Here is a 17,654-nt window from a genome sequence, read left to right on the forward strand (position 1 = left end):
CTCGCCCGGGCGGTAGGGGTGCCTGAGAGATTCCGGGGAGGACTTGCTCCTTCGGCGCCGGCCTGTGCCACGAGGGCAGTCCGGACTCTCCCGCGCGGGTTCGAGCGGCCAGTGTGAAGTTGTGGGCGGGGCCATCATGGCACGAGTCGCGGCCCCGAGGGGAGGGGCCCCGACCGCTACGCTTTCGCGCACAGACCTAGAGGGGCGGTACCAGAGGGCGATGGGTTACCCGGCGGGCGACACAGGGGCACAGACGTGGGCCGAGCCGGGCGCCGCGCCGCCCGGCGGCAGCTGGCCGGTCAACGAGCTGGAGCAGGTGCTGACCGCCGCACTCGGCGATCCGGGTGCGACGCCCCGGGTGATCGAGGTGCTGGCGCGCAGTCAGATCTGGATCCCGCTCCCCGCCGGGGCGGACCCGCAGGGCAGCGGTCTCGATCTGCCCACGATCGAGCTGGCGGGCTCCCCGTACGTCCCGGTCTTCTCCTCGCAGGAGACCTTCCTGCAGCAGGCGCCGGGGCTGGCCTGTGCGGTCGCGCCGGCCTGGGAGTTCGCCCGGGGGCTGCCGCTCGGGGTGGGCATCGCGGTCAACCCGGAGGCGCCGGTGGGCATCCCGGTACCGCCGGAGGGGGTCGGCGAGCTGCGCCGGGGGCCGCAGGGTGAGCGCTGGGAGCAGCAGCCGGACGGGGCCAGGGTGGCCCTGCGGGAGCCGGAGCCGGCCGAGGAGCCGTACGCCTTCCTTGGTGCCGCGATCACCGAACTGGCCGAGCTGCCCGGTGTGCTGACGGCCCGTCGGGCGCTGGCCGGAGTGGAGCGGGACGCTCCGGTGCTGTTCATCGGGGTACAACTGGACGCCGGCTGGCCGGCCGATCCCGGGCAGGTGAACGAGGCGCTCGGCCGGGCGCTCGGAACCACCCCGCCGCCGTGGGGCGTCCATCTGGTGCTGCTGGATCTGGTGGCCGATCCGGTGGTGGAGTGGATGCTCACCCGGGTACGCCCCTTCTACGTGCGTTCCGGAACGGCCCCCGGCTGATCCGGCGGGTGACCCACCGGTACGGGGCGGCGGTATGACGGCTGTCGGGCCGGGCCAATAGGCTTCGCTCGGAGCCCAGGGCGAGACGGGCGGAAACGGGCGGAGCGAGGTATGAGCGCGGGAGCGACGGCAGACGGCGCGATCGAGCGCGCCCTCGGCGAGGTCGCGCCCGACCGCTTCGACGCCTACGAGCGGCTGCTGTACGCGCTGGCCGAGGGCCGGGTCTGGATGCTGCTGTGGCACGGCACCCCGGGCAGTCCGGACGCCCAGTACGGAAACATGGAGCTCGGCGGCCACGGCTACGCCCCCGCCGTCACCTCGCCCGAGCAGCTGGCCGCGAGTGGCTGGGCCCGCAGTCACGAGGTGATCTCGGGCCCGGAGATCGCCAACGCGCTGTACCGGACGCGCTGGGGCCTGTGGCTCAACCCGCATGTGCCCGGCGGTGGCGTCGGGGTGCCCTGGGCCGACCTGCGGCGGATCGCCGCCGGTCTGGACCGGCTGCCGGCCGGGCCGCTCCAGCTGACCGATCCGGTGGTCCAGGCGCCGCAGTTCTACGCCCAGCTGCAGCGCGAGGCGGCCGAGGTGCGCCCGGTCCGGGCGCTCCGGCAGGCCTGGGTGCGTCCGGCGCTCGGTGAGCCCTACCTGGCGATCGGTCTCGACCTGTACGACACCTCGCCGCCCGCCGTCGAGGCGGCCAGGGCGCTGGTGCAGCGTGCGGTGCCGCAGATCCCGGCCGGGCTGCCGGTCTCCACCGTGGTGCTGGCCGACGAGTGGGACCCGGTGGCGCTGTGGATGCGCGCCTTCGCCCGCCCGTTCTTCGACCGGGAGGCCCGACCCTACCCTGCCCAGGGGTACTGGCCGCACCAGCCCTGGCAGTGAAACCCCCTGCTCCGACAGGGTAGTTGGGGTACGTCCCGATTGTTCATCTACACGCATCTTGACAGACATGTAACAGCTGTGTGAAGAGCGTTATTCGGCAAGGTCACGAGTGCATGCGGACAGATCACAGTTGGGCATCCTTCGGTTGTCAGGTCTGGCGTATGGCAACCCGAATGCCAGAGAGTCTGCCCAAAGCGGTTCAAGGGTTTGGCCGACCCGGTCCTGCAACTCCCTTGCTTTCCAGCATCCTTCGTACACCGCCGCATCAGCGGCCGGGCAGCACCGCACCGACGCACCAGCACCACCACCGCACCAGTACGCGACACCGGACCATCCTTCGGGCCCGGGCCCCACCGGGCCCGCCGCCCGTACGTGTCCGGACCGTGGGCCGGCCACCGTCGGCGAGGGGAACGAACTGAGACATGAGCACTTCCACTGAGAGCACCACCGACGCTCCGCCGCCAACAGCAGTACCGGCCAAGCGGATCGAGGGCCGTTCGCCGGGCCGGATCGCCTGGAGCCGGCTCAAGCGCGACAAGGTCGCGCTGGCCGGTGGCGTCGTCGTGCTGCTGCTGATCCTGGCCGCGGTCTTCGCGCCGGTGCTCATCGCACTGTTCGGCCATCCGGTCGACGAGCCGCACCCGGACCAGATCAACCCGGACCTGGGCCTGCCCAACGGCTCCTTCGGCGGTATGAGCGCGGACTACCTGTTCGGCGTGGACCCGACCTTCGGTCGCGACGTGTTCAGCCGGATCGTCTACGGCGCCCGGATCTCCCTCACGGTGGCTCTGTTGTCGGCCGCCCTCTCGGTGGTCATCGGCGTCCTGGTGGGCACCGCGGCCGGCTACTTCGGCGGCTGGGTCGACTCGGTGATCAGCAAGGTCATGGATGTCCTGCTCGCCTTCCCCCAGCTGCTGTTCAGCATCGCGCTGGTCTCCGTGATGCCGAGCTCGCTGCTCGGTGTCGACGGCAGCTTCCTGCGGATGGGCATCCTGGTGGTGGTCATCGGTGGCTTCGGCTGGCCCTACATCGGGCGCATCGTCAGAGGCCAGGCCATGTCGCTGCGAGAGCGGGAGTTCGTCGATGCGGCCCGCAGCCTGGGTGCCGGCAGTGTGCACATCCTGCTCCGGGAGCTGCTGCCCAACCTGGTGGCACCGATCCTGGTCTACACGACCCTGATCATCCCGACCAACATCCTCAGCGAGGCCGCGCTGAGCTTCCTGGGCGCGGGCGTCAAGCCGCCGACCCCTTCCTGGGGCCAGATGCTCTCCGAGGCCACCAAGATCTACCAGGTCGATCCGACCTACATGGTGGTCCCCGGCCTGGCGATCTTCGTCACCGTCCTCGCCTTCAACCTGTTCGGCGACGGACTGCGTGACGCGCTCGACCCCAAGGGCAACTGAGCCCCGAGGCGAGCACCAACTGCCCCATCCCGCAAGGCCGTCCGACCCCCATCGGCGGCCGGTCCACCATGCGGCCCACCCACTTGGGGGATCACAGCCCCCCGGCGGACCGCTCAGGCCCGCACTTCATCAGGAGGATCCGTACCCATGACGCGTAACAGGACGCTCGCCGCCGCCGCCCTGGTGGCAACGCTGGCCCTCACCGTCTCCGCCTGCGGCGGCTCGAAGGGCGGCGGCGCCGGCGACGGCGCCAGCAAGTCCGCCTCGAAGGGTGGCTTCAACGCCGCCGTCGACAAGGTGCACAACCCCTCCGACAAGAAGGGCGGCACCCTCAACCTGTGGTCCAGCACGGACGTTGACTCCCTGGACCCGGGTCGTGCCTACTACGCCTCGGTGTGGAACTACGAGCGCTTCTACGCCCGTACGCTGCTCGCCTTCGACGGCAAGCCGGGCAAGGAGGGCCTGAAGCTCGTTCCGGACCTCGCCGCCGCGCAGCCGGAGATCGCCGCCGACGGCAAGACCTACACCTTCAAGCTGAAGAGCGGCCTGAAGTTCGAGGACGGCTCGCCGATCACCACGAAGGACATCAAGTACGGCATCGAGCGCATCTTCGCGCAGGACGTCGTCGCCGGTGGTCCGACCTACCTGATCAACTCGCTGGACCAGGGCCAGGACTACAAGGGCCCCTACACCGACACGGACCCGAACAAGCTGGGTCTGAAGACGGTGGAGACCCCGGACGACACCACGATCGTCTTCCACCTGGCCAAGCCGGACTCCTCCTTCCCGTACCTGCTGGCGATGGGCTCGGCCTCGCCCGTGCCGCAGAAGCTGGACACCGGTGCCAAGTACGGTGACAAGCCGGTCTCCTCGGGCCCGTACAAGTTCAAGTCGGCCGAGCCGGGCAAGGGCTACGAGCTGGTCCGCAACGAGCACTGGGACCCGGCCAGCGACTCGTTCCGCAAGGCGCTGCCGGACGTCGTCAAGCTGACGATCACCACCAACGCCGACGACATGGACGCCCGCCAGCTGGACGGCACCGCCGACCTCGACTGGGCGCAGACCGGTCTCTCGCAGGCCGCCCAGGCCAAGGTCCTCACCGACCCGGCGCTGAAGGCCAACACGGACAACCCGTACAACGGCTTCATCCGCTTCATCTCGCTGGTCCCGGCGGTCGCGCCGTTCGACAACATCCACTGCCGCAAGGCCGTGATGTACGCGGCCGACACCACCGCGCTGCAGACCGCCCGTGGCGGCAACTCGGCCGGTTCGCTGTTCGGCTCGATGCTGCCCCCGAACATCCTCGGCTCGGACGACTACGACCCGTTCGGCCTGACCAAGGGCAAGCCGGACGTCGAGAAGGCCAAGGCGGAGCTGAAGGAGTGTGGCAAGCCGGAGGGCTTCGCCACCACCATCGCCGTCCGTGGCAACAAGGCCAAGGAGGTCAACACGGCCGTCGCGCTGCAGACCGCCCTGAAGGCCATCAACGTCACGGTCAACGTCGAGCAGTACGACGGCAAGCTGCTGGCCTCGGTCGCTGGTTCGCCCGACACCGTCCACACCAAGGGCTACGGCCTGATCGTGGCCGGCTGGGGTGCGGACTACCCCGATGGCGCCGGCTACATGCAGCCGCTGATGGACGGTCGCTTCATCAGCAAGACCGGTAACAGCAACTACCCGGAGACCAACGACCCGGAGGTCAACGCCTGGTTCGACCAGGCCGCGGCCGAGAAGGACCCGGCGAAGGCCGCCGAGATCTACAAGAAGATCAACCACAAGGTCGTGGACGGCGCGGTCTGGCTGCCGGTCGTCGCCGACAAGGCGCTGAACTACCGCAACCCGCGCCTGACCAACGTCTTCATCAACGACGCCTTCGGCGAGGTGGACTTCCAGGCCCTGGGTGTCTCTGACGGCAAGTGACCTGATCCGCCCCGCTTCCGTCGTTCGCTCAGCTAGTCCGAAGGGCAGGTGAAGGCTCCGCCGGGGCCGGCCGGAACTCCTACAGGGGTTCCGGCCGGCGCCCGGCGGGGTCGACCGCAATGCTCGTGTATTTCATCCGACGGCTCGTCAATGTCGTCGCCATGCTCCTGGTGGTCGCTGCGGTCACCTTCGCCATCTTCTTCATGGTGCCGAAACTCACCGGCACCGACCCCGCGCTCTACTACGTCGGCAAGATCGCCGACAAGGCCGCGGTCGAGGGCGCCCGGCACAAGATGGGCCTCGACAAGCCGATCATCGAGCAGTTCTACCTGTTCCTGAAGGGCCTGTTCGTCGGGCGCGACTACAGCACCGGCGTCAGCGTCTCGCACTGTGCCGCCCCGTGCTTCGGGTACTCCTTCAAGACCGAGCAGGCGGTCTGGCCGCTGCTGCTGAACCGGCTCGGGGTCACCGCCTCGCTCGCCGCCGGCGCCTCCGTGCTCTGGCTGGTCTTCGGTACCGCGACCGGTGTGGTCTCGGCGCTCAAGCGCCGCACCCTGCTGGACCGGATCACCATGACCACCGCCCTGGCCGGGGTCTCGCTGCCGATCTACTTCACCGGCATGCTGGCCAGCGCGATCTTCGTCTACCAGCTCGGCTGGTTCCCGCACGACTACGTCGAGTTGGGGACCGACCCGGTCGCCTGGGCGCAGAACCTGATGCTGCCCTGGATCACCCTCGCCTTCCTGTACGCCGCGACGTACGCCCGGCTCACCCGGGCCACGCTGCTGGACGTGCTCGGCGAGGACTACATCCGCACCGCGCGGGCCAAGGGCCTGAGCGAGCGGACGGTGATCGGCAAGCACGCCATGCGCTCCACCCTGACCCCGATCCTCACCGTGTTCGGCATGGACCTCGGCGGTCTGATCGGTGGCGCGGTGCTCACCGAGTCCACCTTCAACTTCCGTGGTCTGGGCTACGAGGCGGTCTACGCGATCAACTCGAGCGACCTCCCGGTGATCATGGGCGTGACCCTCTTCGCCGGCTTCTTCATCATCCTGGCGAACCTCGTGGTTGACGTGTTGTACGCCGTGGTCGATCCCCGGGTGAGGCTGACATGAGCAAGAACTCCATCATCGTGCCCGGGCAGCGCGGCGAGGGCCCCGAGGGGTTCCTCACCGTCCGCGACCTGCGGGTGCACTTCCCCACCGACGACGGCCTGGTCAAGTCCGTCGACGGGCTCAACTTCACCCTGGAGAAGGGCAAGACGCTCGGCATCGTCGGCGAGTCCGGCTCCGGGAAGTCCGTCACCTCGCTCTCCATCATGGGCCTGCACCGCACCGGCACCAAGCGCGGCGCACCCAAGATCAGCGGTGAAGTCTGGCTGGACGGCGAGGAGTTGGTCAGTGCCGACCCCGAGCGGGTGCGGCAGCTGCGGGGCCAGAAGATGGCGATGATCTTCCAGGACCCGCTGACCGCGATGCACCCGTACTACTCGGTCGGCGCCCAGATCGTCGAGGGTTACCGGGCCCACCACCCGGGCACCTCGAAGAAGGCGGCCCGCACCCGGGCGATCGAGATGCTCGACCGGGTCGGCATCCCGCAGCCGGACAAGCGGGTGGACTCCTACCCGCACGAGTTCTCCGGCGGTATGCGGCAGCGCGCGATGATCGCGATGGCACTGGTCAACGACCCCTCGCTGCTGATCGCCGACGAGCCCACCACCGCGCTGGACGTCACCGTCCAGGCGCAGATCCTGGACCTGATCCGGGACCTGCAGAAGGAGTTCGGCTCCGCGGTCATCATCATCACCCACGACCTGGGTGTGGTGGCCGAGCTGGCCGACGACATCCTGGTGATGTACGGCGGCAAGTGCATCGAGCGCGGCCCGGCGGCTTCGCTGTTCGAGTCCCCTGAACACCCGTACACCTGGGGCCTGTTGGGCTCGATGCCGAGGCTGGACCGGCCGCTGCAGGACCGCCTGATCCCGGTCAAGGGCACCCCGCCCAGCCTGATCAACGTGCCGTCCGGCTGCGCCTTCCACCCGCGCTGCCCGTACGCCGGGCTCACGGGCGGCCGGTCCGACACGGACGTCCCGACCCTGGCCGAGGCCAGTCCCGGGCACCACGCCGCCTGCCACCTGCCGATCGCCGACCGGCACCGGATCTTCACCGACGAGATCGCGCCCCGGCTGTGAGCACGTACCACCCCTCAGGAGAAGACCCCATGACGGACAGTCAGACGGCGACGGTTCCCGCGCCTTCCCCGGCCTCCGACCGTGAGCCGCTGCTCCGGGTCTCCGGACTCACCCGGCACTTCCCGATCACCAAGGGGCTGTTCGGCCGTCAGACCGGCGCGGTCCGGGCGGTGGACGGGATCGACTTCGAGGTCCGGGCCGGCGAGACCCTCGGCGTGGTGGGCGAGTCCGGCTGCGGCAAGTCGACGATGGGCCGGCTGGTCACCCGGCTGGACGAGCCCACCGCCGGCAAGATCGAGTTCGACGGCAAGGACATCACCCACCTCGGTGTCGCGGGCATGCGCCCGCTCCGCCGGGACATCCAGATGATCTTCCAGGACCCGTACTCCTCGCTGAACCCCCGGCACACCATCGGCACCATCGTCGGCGCGCCGTTCAAGCTGCAGAAGGTCGCCACCGAGCACGGCGTCAAGCGCGCCGTGCAGGACCTGCTGGAGCTCTGCGGCCTCAGCCCCGAGCACTACAACCGCTACCCGCACGAGTTCTCCGGCGGGCAGCGGCAGCGGATCGGGATCGCCCGGGCGCTCGCCCTCAAGCCGAAGATGATCGTCGCCGACGAGCCGGTCTCCGCGCTCGACGTGTCGATCCAGGCCCAGGTGGTGAACCTGCTCGACGACCTGCAGAGCGAGCTCGGCCTGACCTACCTGATCATCGCGCACGACCTATCGGTGGTCCGGCACGTCTCCGACCGGGTCGCGGTGATGTACCTCGGCAAGGTGGTGGAGATCGCCGACCGGGACGCGCTGTACGCGTCGCCGATGCACCCGTACACCAACGCGCTGATGTCGGCCGTGCCGACGCCCGACCCGCGGCGCAAGCAGCAGCGTGAGCGGATCCTGCTCACCGGCGACGTGCCGTCGCCGATCAACCCGCCCAGCGGGTGCCGGTTCCGGACCCGCTGCTGGAAGGCCCAGGACATCTGCGCCAGCCAGGAGCCGCCGCTGGCCGCGGCCAAGGCGGGGCACCAGGTGGCGTGCCACTTCCCGGAGAACGCCGTTTAGCCGAGGCTGCGGCTTTGGCAGGGCGCCCGGTTGCACTATCCAGGGGCTCGGGGAACTGCGACGAGATCTGGCGTGCGGGTCACTGCGAAAGTGCCTGACCCTTTACGCACGGATCACCTTGTACGAGGTCGGCGTCGCTGTTCCCCGAGCCCCTGGTGGTGCAAGCTGATCTCGGCACGGCCGGTAACGGTCATCTGAGGGGCAGCAGTGGTGGAGTTCGCGGAGTTCGAGCGCACTGGGTGGGCGCGCCGCAGTGGTACGTACGACGGCGGGTTCGGCGCGATGACGGCCGGGCTGCATGCCCGGCTGCTGGCCGAGGCGGAGGTGCGGCCGGGGGTCAGGCTGCTCGAAGTGGGGTGCGGTACCGGCCGGTTGGCGTTGTCGGCGATCGAACTGGGCGCCGAGGTGGTGGCCACCGATGCGGTGTCGGAGATGGTGGCCGAGGCCGGCCGGATGCTGCCGAAGGTGCTGCGGGCCGAGCTGCCGGGGCTGCCGTTCGGGGCGGACGAGTTCGACTGCTCGGTCGGGGCGTTCGTGATCAACCATGTGCCCGACCCGGTGGCGGCGGTCCGTGACCTGGCCCGGGTGGTCGTCCCCGGGGGCCGGGTGGTGCTCTCCTGCTGGGACGCCCTGACGGTCAATCGGGCCCAGGGCGTCTTCTTCGATGCGGTCGCCCAGGCCGGGGCGGCCCGCCCGGCCGGGCTGCCGGAGAGCTCGCCGTTCGCGGCGTACGCGACGCCCGAACTCTTCGCCGGGCTGCTGCGCACCGGGGGCCTCACCGAGGTCGAGGTGCACCGGGTCGGCTGGACCCACCGGGTCGCGCCGGACCGCTGGTGGCGGGCCGTGCTGACCGGCACCGTGCTCACCTCCTCGCTGATCGAGGGTCAGGACGAGGTCACGGTCGGCCGGATCAAGGCGGCGTACGACGCCCTGACGGCCCGCTGGGCCGAGCCGGACGGCACCGTCGCGCTGCCGGTGGCAGCCCTGGTCGCGGTAGGCCGCGTGGCGGGCTGACCGGCCGGTACCGGGGCGGCTGTGCTCGTACAGGTGATCGGCGCGGTAAGAATTGACGGTGACTTCGCAACTCTTCGCTCCCGATGTGCAGCAGACCCTGGACCTGATCGGCATCTTCGTCTTCGCCCTGTCCGGGGGTCTGCTGGCGGTCCGTAAGAACATGGACATCTTCGGCATCTGCGTGCTCGCCGAGGCGACCGCGCTGGGCGGCGGGGTGATGCGCGACCTGGTGATCGGGGCCACCCCGGTGGTGGCGTTCACCAACCTCGGGTACTTCCTCACCCCGCTGCTGGCCGCCCTGGTGGTGTTCTTCCTGCACCCCGAGGTGGAGCGGATCAACCGCGCCGTGCAGACCCTGGACGCGCTCGGCCTGGGCCTGTTCTGCGTCACCGGCACCGCCAAGGCGCACGACTACGGCCTCGGCGCGGTCCCCTCGATGGCGCTCGGCATGCTGACCGCGGCCGGCGGCGGGGTGATCCGGGACGTGCTGGCGCACGAGATGCCCTCGCTGCTGCGCTGGGACCGGGAGATCTACGCGGTGCCCGCGCTGGTCGGCTCGGCGATGGTGGTGGTGCTGATCGGCGCCGGGCAGCTCACCACCGCGACCGGCACGGCCTCGGCGCTGACCGCGTTCGTGCTGCGGATGCTGGCGCTCAGGTACGGCTGGCGGGCGCCGCGTGCTTGGCACCGCAACGGTTCTCGCACCAGCGAGGAGTAGGCGAGCCGCCGTAGGCGAGCGAGATCGCCTCGACGGTGCAGAGCAGTTCGGGCAGCAGCCGGCTGAGCTCGGCGATCGGGGCCACCCCGACCGGGGCGGACATCGAGCAGGCGGCGATCGCGGTGCCCTCGGGGCCGACCACCGGGGCGGCGATGCAGTTCACCGTCTCCTGGTACTCGGCCTGGTCGACCGCCCAGCCCTGGCGCTGCACGGCGGTCAGCTCGGCGCGGAACTCCTCGACGGTGCGGATGCTGGTGCTGGTCCTGGCCGGGAAGTCCTGGACGTCCAGAAAGGCCGTCAGCTGATCCTCCGGCAGATCCGCCAGCAGCACCTTGCCGACCGCGGTGGCGACCGCAGGGACGCGCTGGCCGATCCGGGCGGCCGGATCCGACCAGGTGCCGGGCCGGTCGGGGTAGCGGCTCTGCACCTTGTCCAGGTAGAGCACCTCGCCGGCGTCCAGCACCGCGAGTTGCACGGTGTGCCCGTACCGGTCGTTCAGCGAGGCCAGGTACGGGGCGGCGACCTGGCGGACGTCGATCCCCGCCAGGGCCTGCTGGGCCAGCGAGAACAGCCGGCCGCCGAGCCGGTAGCGCTGGTCCGACTGGCGGTCCACCAGGCCGTGTTCCTGCAGCGTACGGAGCAGCCGGAGGGCGGTGGACTTGTGCACGCCGATCCGGTTGGCGGCCTGTTCCAGCGAGGCGGGACCGTCGCCGAGCGAGGCCAGAATGGTCAGCGCCCGGTCCACCGTCTGCGACATTCCGCCCCGCCCCCTTGTCCGTTGAGCTGAGCCAGGAGGCTAACGGCGCGTTGCAGAGGGTGCAATGGCCAAATCGTGACCAGTAGGGCCCCTACACTTGTGCCGCTATGCCTTATCTCGACCACGCGGCCACCACCCCGATGCTGCCCGAGGCGATCGCCGCCATGAGCGCGCACCTCGGGGTGGTCGGCAATGCCTCCTCCCTGCACGCGGCCGGCCGCCGGGCCCGCCGGGTGGTCGAGGAGTCCCGCGAGTCGCTGGCCAGGTCGCTCGGTGCGCGGCCCAGCGAGATCGTGCTGACCGGTGGTGGCACCGAGTCCGACAACCTCGCGGTGAAGGGCCTGTACTGGGCCCGCCGGGATGCCGATCCGGCCCGCCGCCGGGTGCTGTGCAGTCCGGTCGAGCACCACGCCGTGCTGGACGCGGTGCACTGGCTCTCCGAGCACGAGGGCGCCGAGGTCGAGTACCTGCCGGTGGACGGCTACGGACGGGTGCATCCCGAGGCGCTCCGCGAGACGATCGAGCGGGACCCGGCCTCGGTCGCCCTGGTCACCGTGATGTGGGCCAACAACGAGGTCGGCACCCTGCAGCCGATCCACGAACTCGTCGCGGTGGCGCAGGAGTTCGGCATCCCGATGCACGCCGACGCGGTGCAGGCGCTGGGCCAGGTGCCGGTCTCGTTCGCCGATTCCGGCCTGGACGCGCTGACCGTCACCGGGCACAAGATCGGTGGCCCGTACGGGGTCGGCGCGCTGCTGCTCGGCCGGGGCGTCACGCCGGTGCCGCTGCTGCACGGCGGTGGCCAGGAGCGCGACGTCCGTTCCGGGACGCTGGACGTGCCCGCCGCCGCCGGGTTCGCCGCTGCCGCCGAACTCGCGGTGCAGCGCCGGGCCGAGCACGCCGTGACGGTGGCCGCGCTCCGGGACGAGCTGGTCGCCGAGGTGCTCCGGGCGGTCCCTGACGCCGTGTTGAACGGCGATCCGGCGGCGGCCGGCCGGCTGCCCGCCAACGCGCACTTCTCCTTCCCCGGCTGCGAGGGCGACGCGCTGCTGATGCTGCTGGACGCCCAGGGCATCGAGTGCTCCACCGGCTCGGCCTGCTCGGCCGGCGTGCCGCAGCCCAGCCACGTGCTGCTGGCGATGGGTGCCGACCCGCTGCTGGCCAGGGCCTCGCTCCGGTTCTCGCTGGGCCACACCTCGACCCGGGACGACGTGGCCGCGCTGGCCGCCGCGATCGGCCCCGCCGTGCTGCGGGCCCGGAACGCCGGACTCGCCGCCGCCGCCCGTCGCTGAAACACGTACCCTGGACGGCATCATGACTGACTTCCCCGGTGCTCCCGTGTCCCCTGGCAATGGCCGGCTCCGCGTGCTCGCGGCGATGTCCGGCGGCGTCGACTCGGCGGTGGCCGCCGCGCGGGCGGTGGAGGCCGGGCACGAGGTGACCGGTGTGCACCTGGCGCTCTCCTCGAACCCGCAGTCCTTCCGGACCGGCGCCCGGGGCTGCTGCACCATCGAGGACTCCCGGGACGCCCGGCGGGCCGCCGACGTGATCGGCATCCCGTTCTACGTCTGGGACCTGGCCGAGCGGTTCCGCGAGGACGTGATCGACGACTTCGTCGCGGAGTACGCGGCCGGGCGGACCCCGAACCCGTGCCTGCGCTGCAACGAGAAGATCAAGTTCGCCGCGCTGCTGGACAAGGCGATCGCGCTCGGCTTCGACGCGGTCTGCACCGGGCACTACGCCCGGATCGTCGATCTCCCGTCCGGGGAGCGGCAGTTGCACCGCGCGGTGGACATGGCCAAGGACCAGTCCTACGTGCTCGGGGTGCTCGACGCTGACCAGCTCGCGCACGCGCTCTTCCCGCTCGGCGACACCACCAAGGACCTGATCCGGGTGGAGGCCGAGCAGCGCGGCTTGGCCGTCGCCCAGAAGCCGGACAGCCACGACATCTGCTTCATCGCCGACGGTGACACCCAGGGCTTCCTGGCCAAGCACCTCGGCACCGCCACCGGCGACATCGTGGACGCAGACGGCAGCAAGCTCGGTGAGCACGACGGGGCGTACGGCTTCACCATCGGCCAGCGCAAGGGCCTGCGGATCGGCACCCCGGCCGCCGACGGCAAGCCCCGCTACGTGCTCGACATCTCGCCGGTGAACAACACCGTCACGGTCGGCCCCGCCGAGGGCCTGGACGTGCTCGGCCTGACCGCGATCCGTCCGCGCTGGTGCGGGGAGGCCCCGGCGGGCCAGGGCTCGTACACCGCCCAGCTCCGGGCACACGGCGAGGAGGTCCCGGTCACCGCCACGCTGACCGACGGCGAGCTGCACGTCCGGCTCGCCACCGCCGCCCGGGGGATCGCCCCCGGCCAGGCCGTGGTGCTGTACGACGGCACCCGGGTGCTGGGCTCGGCCACCATCGCGAGCACCGAACGGCGCCAGGTCAGCGCGTAACCAGGTGGGGCGGTGGGCGGTGCACCTGGTAGACCTAGGGCACTATGAACATCACTGTTTTCTGTTCCGCGTACTCGCTCGACGAGAAGTACACCGCCCCCGCCGCCGAGTTCGCCCGCCTGCTCGGGGAGGGCGGGCACACCCTGGTCTGGGGCGGCTCGCACGCCGGGCTGATGGGGCTGCTGGCCGACGGGGTCAAGGAGGCCGGCGGGCGGCTGGTCGGGATCTCGGTGGAGTTCCTGGCGCACAAGACCTACGAAGGCGCCGACGAGCTGGTGATGACGCGTGACCTGGCCGAGCGGAAGGCGCAGCTGCTGGCCAGGGCGGACGCCCTGGTGGTGCTGGTCGGCGGGCTCGGGACGCTGGACGAGATCACCGAGGTGCTGGAGCTGAAGAAGCACGCGCTGCACGACAAGCCGGTGGTGGTGCTCGACACCGAGGGCTTCTACGGCGGGCTGCGCACCCAGCTGGAGCGGATGGACGTCGAGGGCTTCCTGCCCAGGCCGCTGGCCGAGCTGATCACCTTCGCGGCCGAACCGGCCGAGGCGCTGGCCCTGTTGGAGGAGAAGAGCTGATGGGTGCTCACCTGATCACCGGAGCCGGCTCGGGCATCGGCGCGGTCGTCGCCGAGCGGCTGGCCGAACGCGGCGAGCAGCTCTGGCTGGTGGCCCGGGACGCCAAGCGCGGCGCCGAGCTGCGGGCCCGCTTCCCCGGCAGCCGGACGCTGGTCGGCAACCTGGCCGACCCGGCGAAGCTGTCCTGGGCGCTCGGCCAGCAGGAGCTGCCGATCGAGCTGGACTCGATCCTGCACATCGCGGGCGTGGTCCAGCTCGGCGAGATCGGCGAGCTGCCGGTCAAGGCCTGGCAGGAGCAGCTGAACGTCAACCTGGTCGCGCCGGCCGAGCTCACCCGGCTGCTGCTGCCCTCGATCCGGCAGGCCCGGGGACACGTGGTCTTCGTGAACTCCGGGGCCGGCCTGCGGGCCGATGCCACCTGGGGGGCGTACGCCGCAAGCAAGTTCGGGCTGCGGGCGCTGGCGGACGCGCTGCGGGCCGAGGAGCACGGGCACGGGGTACGGGTCACCTCGGTCTACCCCGGGCGGACGGCCACCGCGATGCAGGTGAAGGTCCATCAGCAGGAGGGCAAGGAGTACGACCCGTCCCGCTGGATCGCGCCGGAGTCGGTCGCCACCGCGATCCTCACCGCGCTGGACCTGCCCCGGGACGCCGAGATCACCGAGATCACCGTCCGCCCGGGCGGCTGACCGAGCGTTCGTTCTGTGAAGCCCCTGGGGCGGAACTGTGGTTCCGCGCCAGGGGCTTCGGCATGCCCGGAGCGCGGTCGGAGTGCCATCGGGCCTCTCACCAGGCTTGATGCGCACGGGTCAGATCGGATACGGCGGGTCCGGTTGCAGGAAGGGTGCTTCGGGGCCGAATCGCCGAGCCGCGAAACACGTTGGGTGAGGCGCGGCCGGGCCGGGCCGGCCGACCGCTCCACCGGGTTTGCCCGGATTGCCCACGAATGACGGGACGGCGGATATCGGGCATATCAGGGCTGATGGCCGGGCAAACCTGCTTTCGGCATTCGCTCGGCATGACCCTGGGTGATCTCCTGCGATCAATTCCGGACAGCGTCGGCCGATCCCAAGGAGTGGGCTCGAATTGACAGTTGCGACGGCTGTCGAGGCGAGTGATAGTTGGGGCACGGCCACCGGCGGGGAATTGAATGCACGGTGGTCACCGGCCCGGAGAGGGGGGTTCGACATGCGTTACGACTACTGATAACTCACGGCGTGGCCCGGGCTGATGGGCCACGCGCCTGTCTTCTTCAATAAACTTCCGAGGGGACGCTCACGTGCCTGACTATGACCCACTGTCGACGGTCATGGTGAATGACCCTTATCCGACGTACTCCGAACTCCGGGACGGCGCACCGGTGTTCTGGAGCGATCGGCTCGACTCCTGGGTGCTGACCAGGTACGAGGACTGCCGGTCCGTCCTGGGTGACGCCGCGAACTTCGCCAGCGACTGGCGGCGGGCCGGGCACGAGTCGGCCTCGACGGTGATGAGTATGCAGGCACTCGACCCGCCGGACCACACGCCTATTCGTCGGCTTTTCACGACGGCATTCCGGGATCAGGATCTGGACCATATCGGCGATATGGCGGCGATCGAGACGACGGAGCTGCTGGAGAAATTCTCGACCGCCCCGGAATTCGATTTCACCGCCGAACTGGCCCGCCCCGTGGCACTGTCGGCGGTCTGCCGGCTGCTGGGTGTCGACCCGCCGCCGGTGGCTGATTTCGCCGCCCTGTCGGATGCGCTCGTGCACGGAATGGACGCCGGGCTGCGGCCCGAGGTGCGGGAGTCGGCGATGGCCGCGCGCAAGGAGATCAACGAGCTGATCGCCGGGTGGCACGGCGCCACCCGGGGGCCGGGCCTGCTGACCCAGGTGCTGGCGGGCGCGGCTGCGGCGGGGGTCTCCGAGGGCGAGATCTGGAACAGCTCCCGGGTGCTCTTCCTGGCCGGATTCAGCACCACCGTCGGCGCCGCCGCGAACGCGGTGCTCGCGCTGCTGGAGCGGCCGGAGGCACTGGAGCGGCTGCGCGACCCGAAGCTGCTGGAGACCGGGGTCGACGAACTGCTCCGGTTCGACAGCCCGGTGCAGGGCACCACCCGGGCCTGCGTGCGGCGGACCACCGTCGGCGGCGTCACGGTCGAGCGCGGCCAGCTGGTCCTGATGCTCTTCGGCGCCGCCAACCGCGACCCGGCGCAGTTCGCCTCGCCCGACGAGCTGGTGCTCGACCGCAGCCCCAACCGGCACCTCTCGCTGGGCTGGGGGCCGCACGCCTGTTCCGGCGCGATGCTCGCCCGGATCATCATCCGCGCGCTGGTGACCGGCCTGCTCCGGGCACCGCGTCCGCCCCGGCTCGCGGGCCCGCCCGTGCGCGAGACGCGCGCCACGCTGCGCTACCCGGACCGACTGCCCGTCACCTTTCGAACTGCTGGGAGCTGACCCCTGATGACCAACCTGATCGACACGTACGACCCGCTGGACCCGGAGACGCTGAAGGACCCCTACCCGACGTACGAGGCCCTGCGGGCCCTGGGCGGCCCGGTGTGGAGCGAGCGGCTGGACAGCTGGGTGCTCACCTCGTACGAGGACTGCAAGCGCGTCCTGCTCGACCACGAGAACTTCGCCGCCGACTGGCGGCGGGCCGGTGAGACCGTGCCCGACGTCTCGCTGAGCGTGCACACCTTCGACCCGCCCGAGCACACCGGGATCTACGGGGTGCTGGCCCACTCGCTGATGGGGATGGCGAGCGACGACCTGGCGAAGCGGGCCAGGGCGGAGATCGCGGCCCGGCTGGACGCGCTGCCGGCCGGGCCGGTCAACCTGGTCCCCGAGTTCACCGAGCCGCTGGCGCGCTGGTTCATCCCGCAGGCGCTCGGCCTGCCGGAGTTCGAGCTGGAGGTGATCCGGCCGATCGCCGCGGCAATCACCCAGGCGATGGACGGCGGTCTGGTGCCGTCGGCCCGGAAGCCCGGCGTCGAGGCTCAGGGCAAGCTCGCGGACCTGATCGAGACCTGGGTGGAGGAGCTCGAACCGGGCGCCCCGCTGCGCGAGTTGGTGGACCGGGCGACCGAGGCGGGCATCCCCAGGGCGGCCACCATGAACTCGCTGCGCACCCTGGTGGTGAACGGCTTCACCGCCGTGCCCGCCTCGCTCGGCAACGCGCTGCACGCGCTGGCCCGCGACCCGCGGATCCTCAAGGAGCAGCTGGGCGACCCGGTCACGCTGGACCGGGCCCCGCACGAGTTCTTCCGCTTCGAGGCCCCGATCCAGGGCACCACCCGGCTGGCGGTGCGCGACACCGAGCTGGCGGGCGTTCAGGTCCTGCGCGGCCAGGGCGTGTTGATGATGTTCGCGGCCGCCAACCGCGACCCGGGTCACTTCACCGAACCGGACCGGATCGACCTGGAGCGGTGGCCCAACCACCACCTGACGTTCGGATACGGCGCACACGCCTGTTCAGGCTCGATCCTCGCCCATATGCTGCTGCGCGAGGTGCTGGCCGTGCTGCTCGAACGCGGGGCCGTGCTGCGGCTCGCGGAGCCCGCCACCTACAAGAAGCTCGCCACCGTGCGCACGCTGGAATCCCTTCCGCTGGAGATCACATTCTGACCACGTCCGGCCGTTACCGCGACGCTCTCGCCGTCGGCGAGT

16 protein-coding genes and 1 riboswitch are annotated in these 17,654 nt (G+C 70.7%); of the genes, 15 read left to right on the forward strand and 1 reads right to left on the reverse strand.

All coding sequences use genetic code 11. The features are described 5' to 3' along the window. Positions 1-103, reverse strand: a riboswitch (glycine riboswitch). 117 nt (positions 104-220) lie between these two features. The 9 genes from ASC99_RS16200 (at position 221) to ASC99_RS16240 (ending at position 10,219) form a co-directional block, all read left to right on the forward strand. Beyond that, positions 221-1,030, forward strand: coding sequence for an enhanced serine sensitivity protein SseB (locus ASC99_RS16200; protein ID WP_082598378.1), 810 nt, complete (start codon positions 221-223; stop codon positions 1,028-1,030). A gap of 111 nt (positions 1,031-1,141) precedes the next feature. Beyond that, a complete protein-coding gene (locus ASC99_RS16205) occupies positions 1,142-1,909 on the forward strand; it encodes an enhanced serine sensitivity protein SseB C-terminal domain-containing protein (RefSeq protein ID WP_057232673.1) in 768 nt (255 codons plus the stop codon). Between the two features lie 422 nt (positions 1,910-2,331). Then, positions 2,332-3,312, forward strand: coding sequence for an ABC transporter permease (locus ASC99_RS16210; RefSeq protein ID WP_057232675.1), 981 nt, complete (start codon positions 2,332-2,334; stop codon positions 3,310-3,312). A gap of 147 nt (positions 3,313-3,459) precedes the next feature. Next, complete coding sequence (locus ASC99_RS16215) at positions 3,460-5,232, forward strand: ABC transporter substrate-binding protein (protein WP_057232677.1); 1,773 nt, start codon at positions 3,460-3,462, stop codon at positions 5,230-5,232. Between the two features lie 119 nt (positions 5,233-5,351). Beyond that, complete coding sequence (locus ASC99_RS16220; RefSeq protein ID WP_057232679.1) at positions 5,352-6,350, forward strand: ABC transporter permease; 999 nt, start codon at positions 5,352-5,354, stop codon at positions 6,348-6,350. Further along, positions 6,347-7,426: an ABC transporter ATP-binding protein gene (locus tag ASC99_RS16225; RefSeq protein WP_057232681.1), complete on the forward strand. Its 1,080-nt coding sequence runs from the start codon at positions 6,347-6,349 to the stop codon at positions 7,424-7,426. Before ASC99_RS16220 ends, ASC99_RS16225 begins: the two co-directional genes overlap by 4 nt. 29 nt (positions 7,427-7,455) lie before the next feature. After that, a complete protein-coding gene (locus ASC99_RS16230) occupies positions 7,456-8,487 on the forward strand; it encodes an ABC transporter ATP-binding protein (RefSeq protein WP_057232682.1) in 1,032 nt (343 codons plus the stop codon). Positions 8,488-8,694: 207 nt separating this feature from the next. Beyond that, positions 8,695-9,501, forward strand: coding sequence for a methyltransferase domain-containing protein (locus ASC99_RS16235; protein ID WP_057232684.1), 807 nt, complete (start codon positions 8,695-8,697; stop codon positions 9,499-9,501). A gap of 58 nt (positions 9,502-9,559) precedes the next feature. Next, positions 9,560-10,219: a trimeric intracellular cation channel family protein gene (locus ASC99_RS16240; protein ID WP_057232751.1), complete on the forward strand. Its 660-nt coding sequence runs from the start codon at positions 9,560-9,562 to the stop codon at positions 10,217-10,219. On the opposite strand, the gene ASC99_RS16245 is transcribed toward ASC99_RS16240, so the two are convergent. Beyond that, entirely contained in the window at positions 10,155-10,976 is an 822-nt protein-coding gene (locus tag ASC99_RS16245; RefSeq protein ID WP_057232686.1) for an IclR family transcriptional regulator, read from the reverse strand. The genes ASC99_RS16240 and ASC99_RS16245 overlap by 65 nt on opposite strands. A gap of 107 nt (positions 10,977-11,083) precedes the next feature. On the opposite strand from ASC99_RS16245, the gene ASC99_RS16250 reads away from it, so the two are divergent. The 6 genes from ASC99_RS16250 (at position 11,084) to ASC99_RS16280 (ending at position 17,612) form a co-directional block, all read left to right on the forward strand. After that, positions 11,084-12,268: a cysteine desulfurase family protein gene (locus ASC99_RS16250; protein WP_057232688.1), complete on the forward strand. Its 1,185-nt coding sequence runs from the start codon at positions 11,084-11,086 to the stop codon at positions 12,266-12,268. A gap of 22 nt (positions 12,269-12,290) precedes the next feature. Beyond that, positions 12,291-13,427 carry a tRNA 2-thiouridine(34) synthase MnmA gene (gene mnmA / locus ASC99_RS16255; RefSeq protein WP_057232690.1) on the forward strand — a complete coding sequence of 379 codons (1,137 nt, stop codon included), beginning with the start codon at positions 12,291-12,293 and terminating at the stop codon, positions 13,425-13,427. Positions 13,428-13,471: 44 nt separating this feature from the next. Then, positions 13,472-14,002, forward strand: a complete 531-nt coding sequence (locus tag ASC99_RS16260; RefSeq protein WP_057232691.1) for a TIGR00730 family Rossman fold protein — start codon at positions 13,472-13,474, stop codon at positions 14,000-14,002. Further along, on the forward strand, positions 14,002-14,691 hold the full coding sequence (locus tag ASC99_RS16265) for an SDR family oxidoreductase (RefSeq protein WP_057232693.1): 690 nt from the start codon (positions 14,002-14,004) through the stop codon (positions 14,689-14,691). The genes ASC99_RS16260 and ASC99_RS16265 overlap by 1 nt, the downstream gene beginning before the upstream one ends. A gap of 620 nt (positions 14,692-15,311) precedes the next feature. Then, positions 15,312-16,442 carry a cytochrome P450 gene (locus ASC99_RS16275; protein ID WP_063857100.1) on the forward strand — a complete coding sequence of 377 codons (1,131 nt, stop codon included), beginning with the start codon at positions 15,312-15,314 and terminating at the stop codon, positions 16,440-16,442. A 6-nt stretch (positions 16,443-16,448) separates the two neighbouring features. Continuing rightward, on the forward strand, positions 16,449-17,612 hold the full coding sequence (locus ASC99_RS16280; protein WP_057232698.1) for a cytochrome P450: 1,164 nt from the start codon (positions 16,449-16,451) through the stop codon (positions 17,610-17,612). Positions 17,613-17,654: the final 42 nt, after the last annotated feature.

The sequence above is a fragment of the Kitasatospora sp. Root107 genome (assembly GCF_001424875.1).
Classification (GTDB): Bacteria; Actinomycetota; Actinomycetes; order Streptomycetales; family Streptomycetaceae; genus Kitasatospora.

Coding starts and splice junctions, on each gene's coding strand:
- ASC99_RS16245 (WP_057232686.1), bottom strand. CDS start 10,976: ATGTCGCAGACGGTGGACCGGGCGCTGACCATTCTGGCCTCGCTCGGC.
- ASC99_RS16220 (WP_057232679.1), top strand. CDS start 5,352: ATGCTCGTGTATTTCATCCGACGGCTCGTCAATGTCGTCGCCATGCTC.
- ASC99_RS16200 (WP_082598378.1), top strand. CDS start 221: ATGGGTTACCCGGCGGGCGACACAGGGGCACAGACGTGGGCCGAGCCG.
- ASC99_RS16215 (WP_057232677.1), top strand. CDS start 3,460: ATGACGCGTAACAGGACGCTCGCCGCCGCCGCCCTGGTGGCAACGCTG.
- ASC99_RS16275 (WP_063857100.1), top strand. CDS start 15,312: ATGGTGAATGACCCTTATCCGACGTACTCCGAACTCCGGGACGGCGCA.
- ASC99_RS16250 (WP_057232688.1), top strand. CDS start 11,084: ATGCCTTATCTCGACCACGCGGCCACCACCCCGATGCTGCCCGAGGCG.
- ASC99_RS16225 (WP_057232681.1), top strand. CDS start 6,347: ATGAGCAAGAACTCCATCATCGTGCCCGGGCAGCGCGGCGAGGGCCCC.
- mnmA (WP_057232690.1), top strand. CDS start 12,291: ATGACTGACTTCCCCGGTGCTCCCGTGTCCCCTGGCAATGGCCGGCTC.
- ASC99_RS16280 (WP_057232698.1), top strand. CDS start 16,449: ATGACCAACCTGATCGACACGTACGACCCGCTGGACCCGGAGACGCTG.
- ASC99_RS16260 (WP_057232691.1), top strand. CDS start 13,472: ATGAACATCACTGTTTTCTGTTCCGCGTACTCGCTCGACGAGAAGTAC.
- ASC99_RS16230 (WP_057232682.1), top strand. CDS start 7,456: ATGACGGACAGTCAGACGGCGACGGTTCCCGCGCCTTCCCCGGCCTCC.
- ASC99_RS16265 (WP_057232693.1), top strand. CDS start 14,002: ATGGGTGCTCACCTGATCACCGGAGCCGGCTCGGGCATCGGCGCGGTC.
- ASC99_RS16210 (WP_057232675.1), top strand. CDS start 2,332: ATGAGCACTTCCACTGAGAGCACCACCGACGCTCCGCCGCCAACAGCA.
- ASC99_RS16205 (WP_057232673.1), top strand. CDS start 1,142: ATGAGCGCGGGAGCGACGGCAGACGGCGCGATCGAGCGCGCCCTCGGC.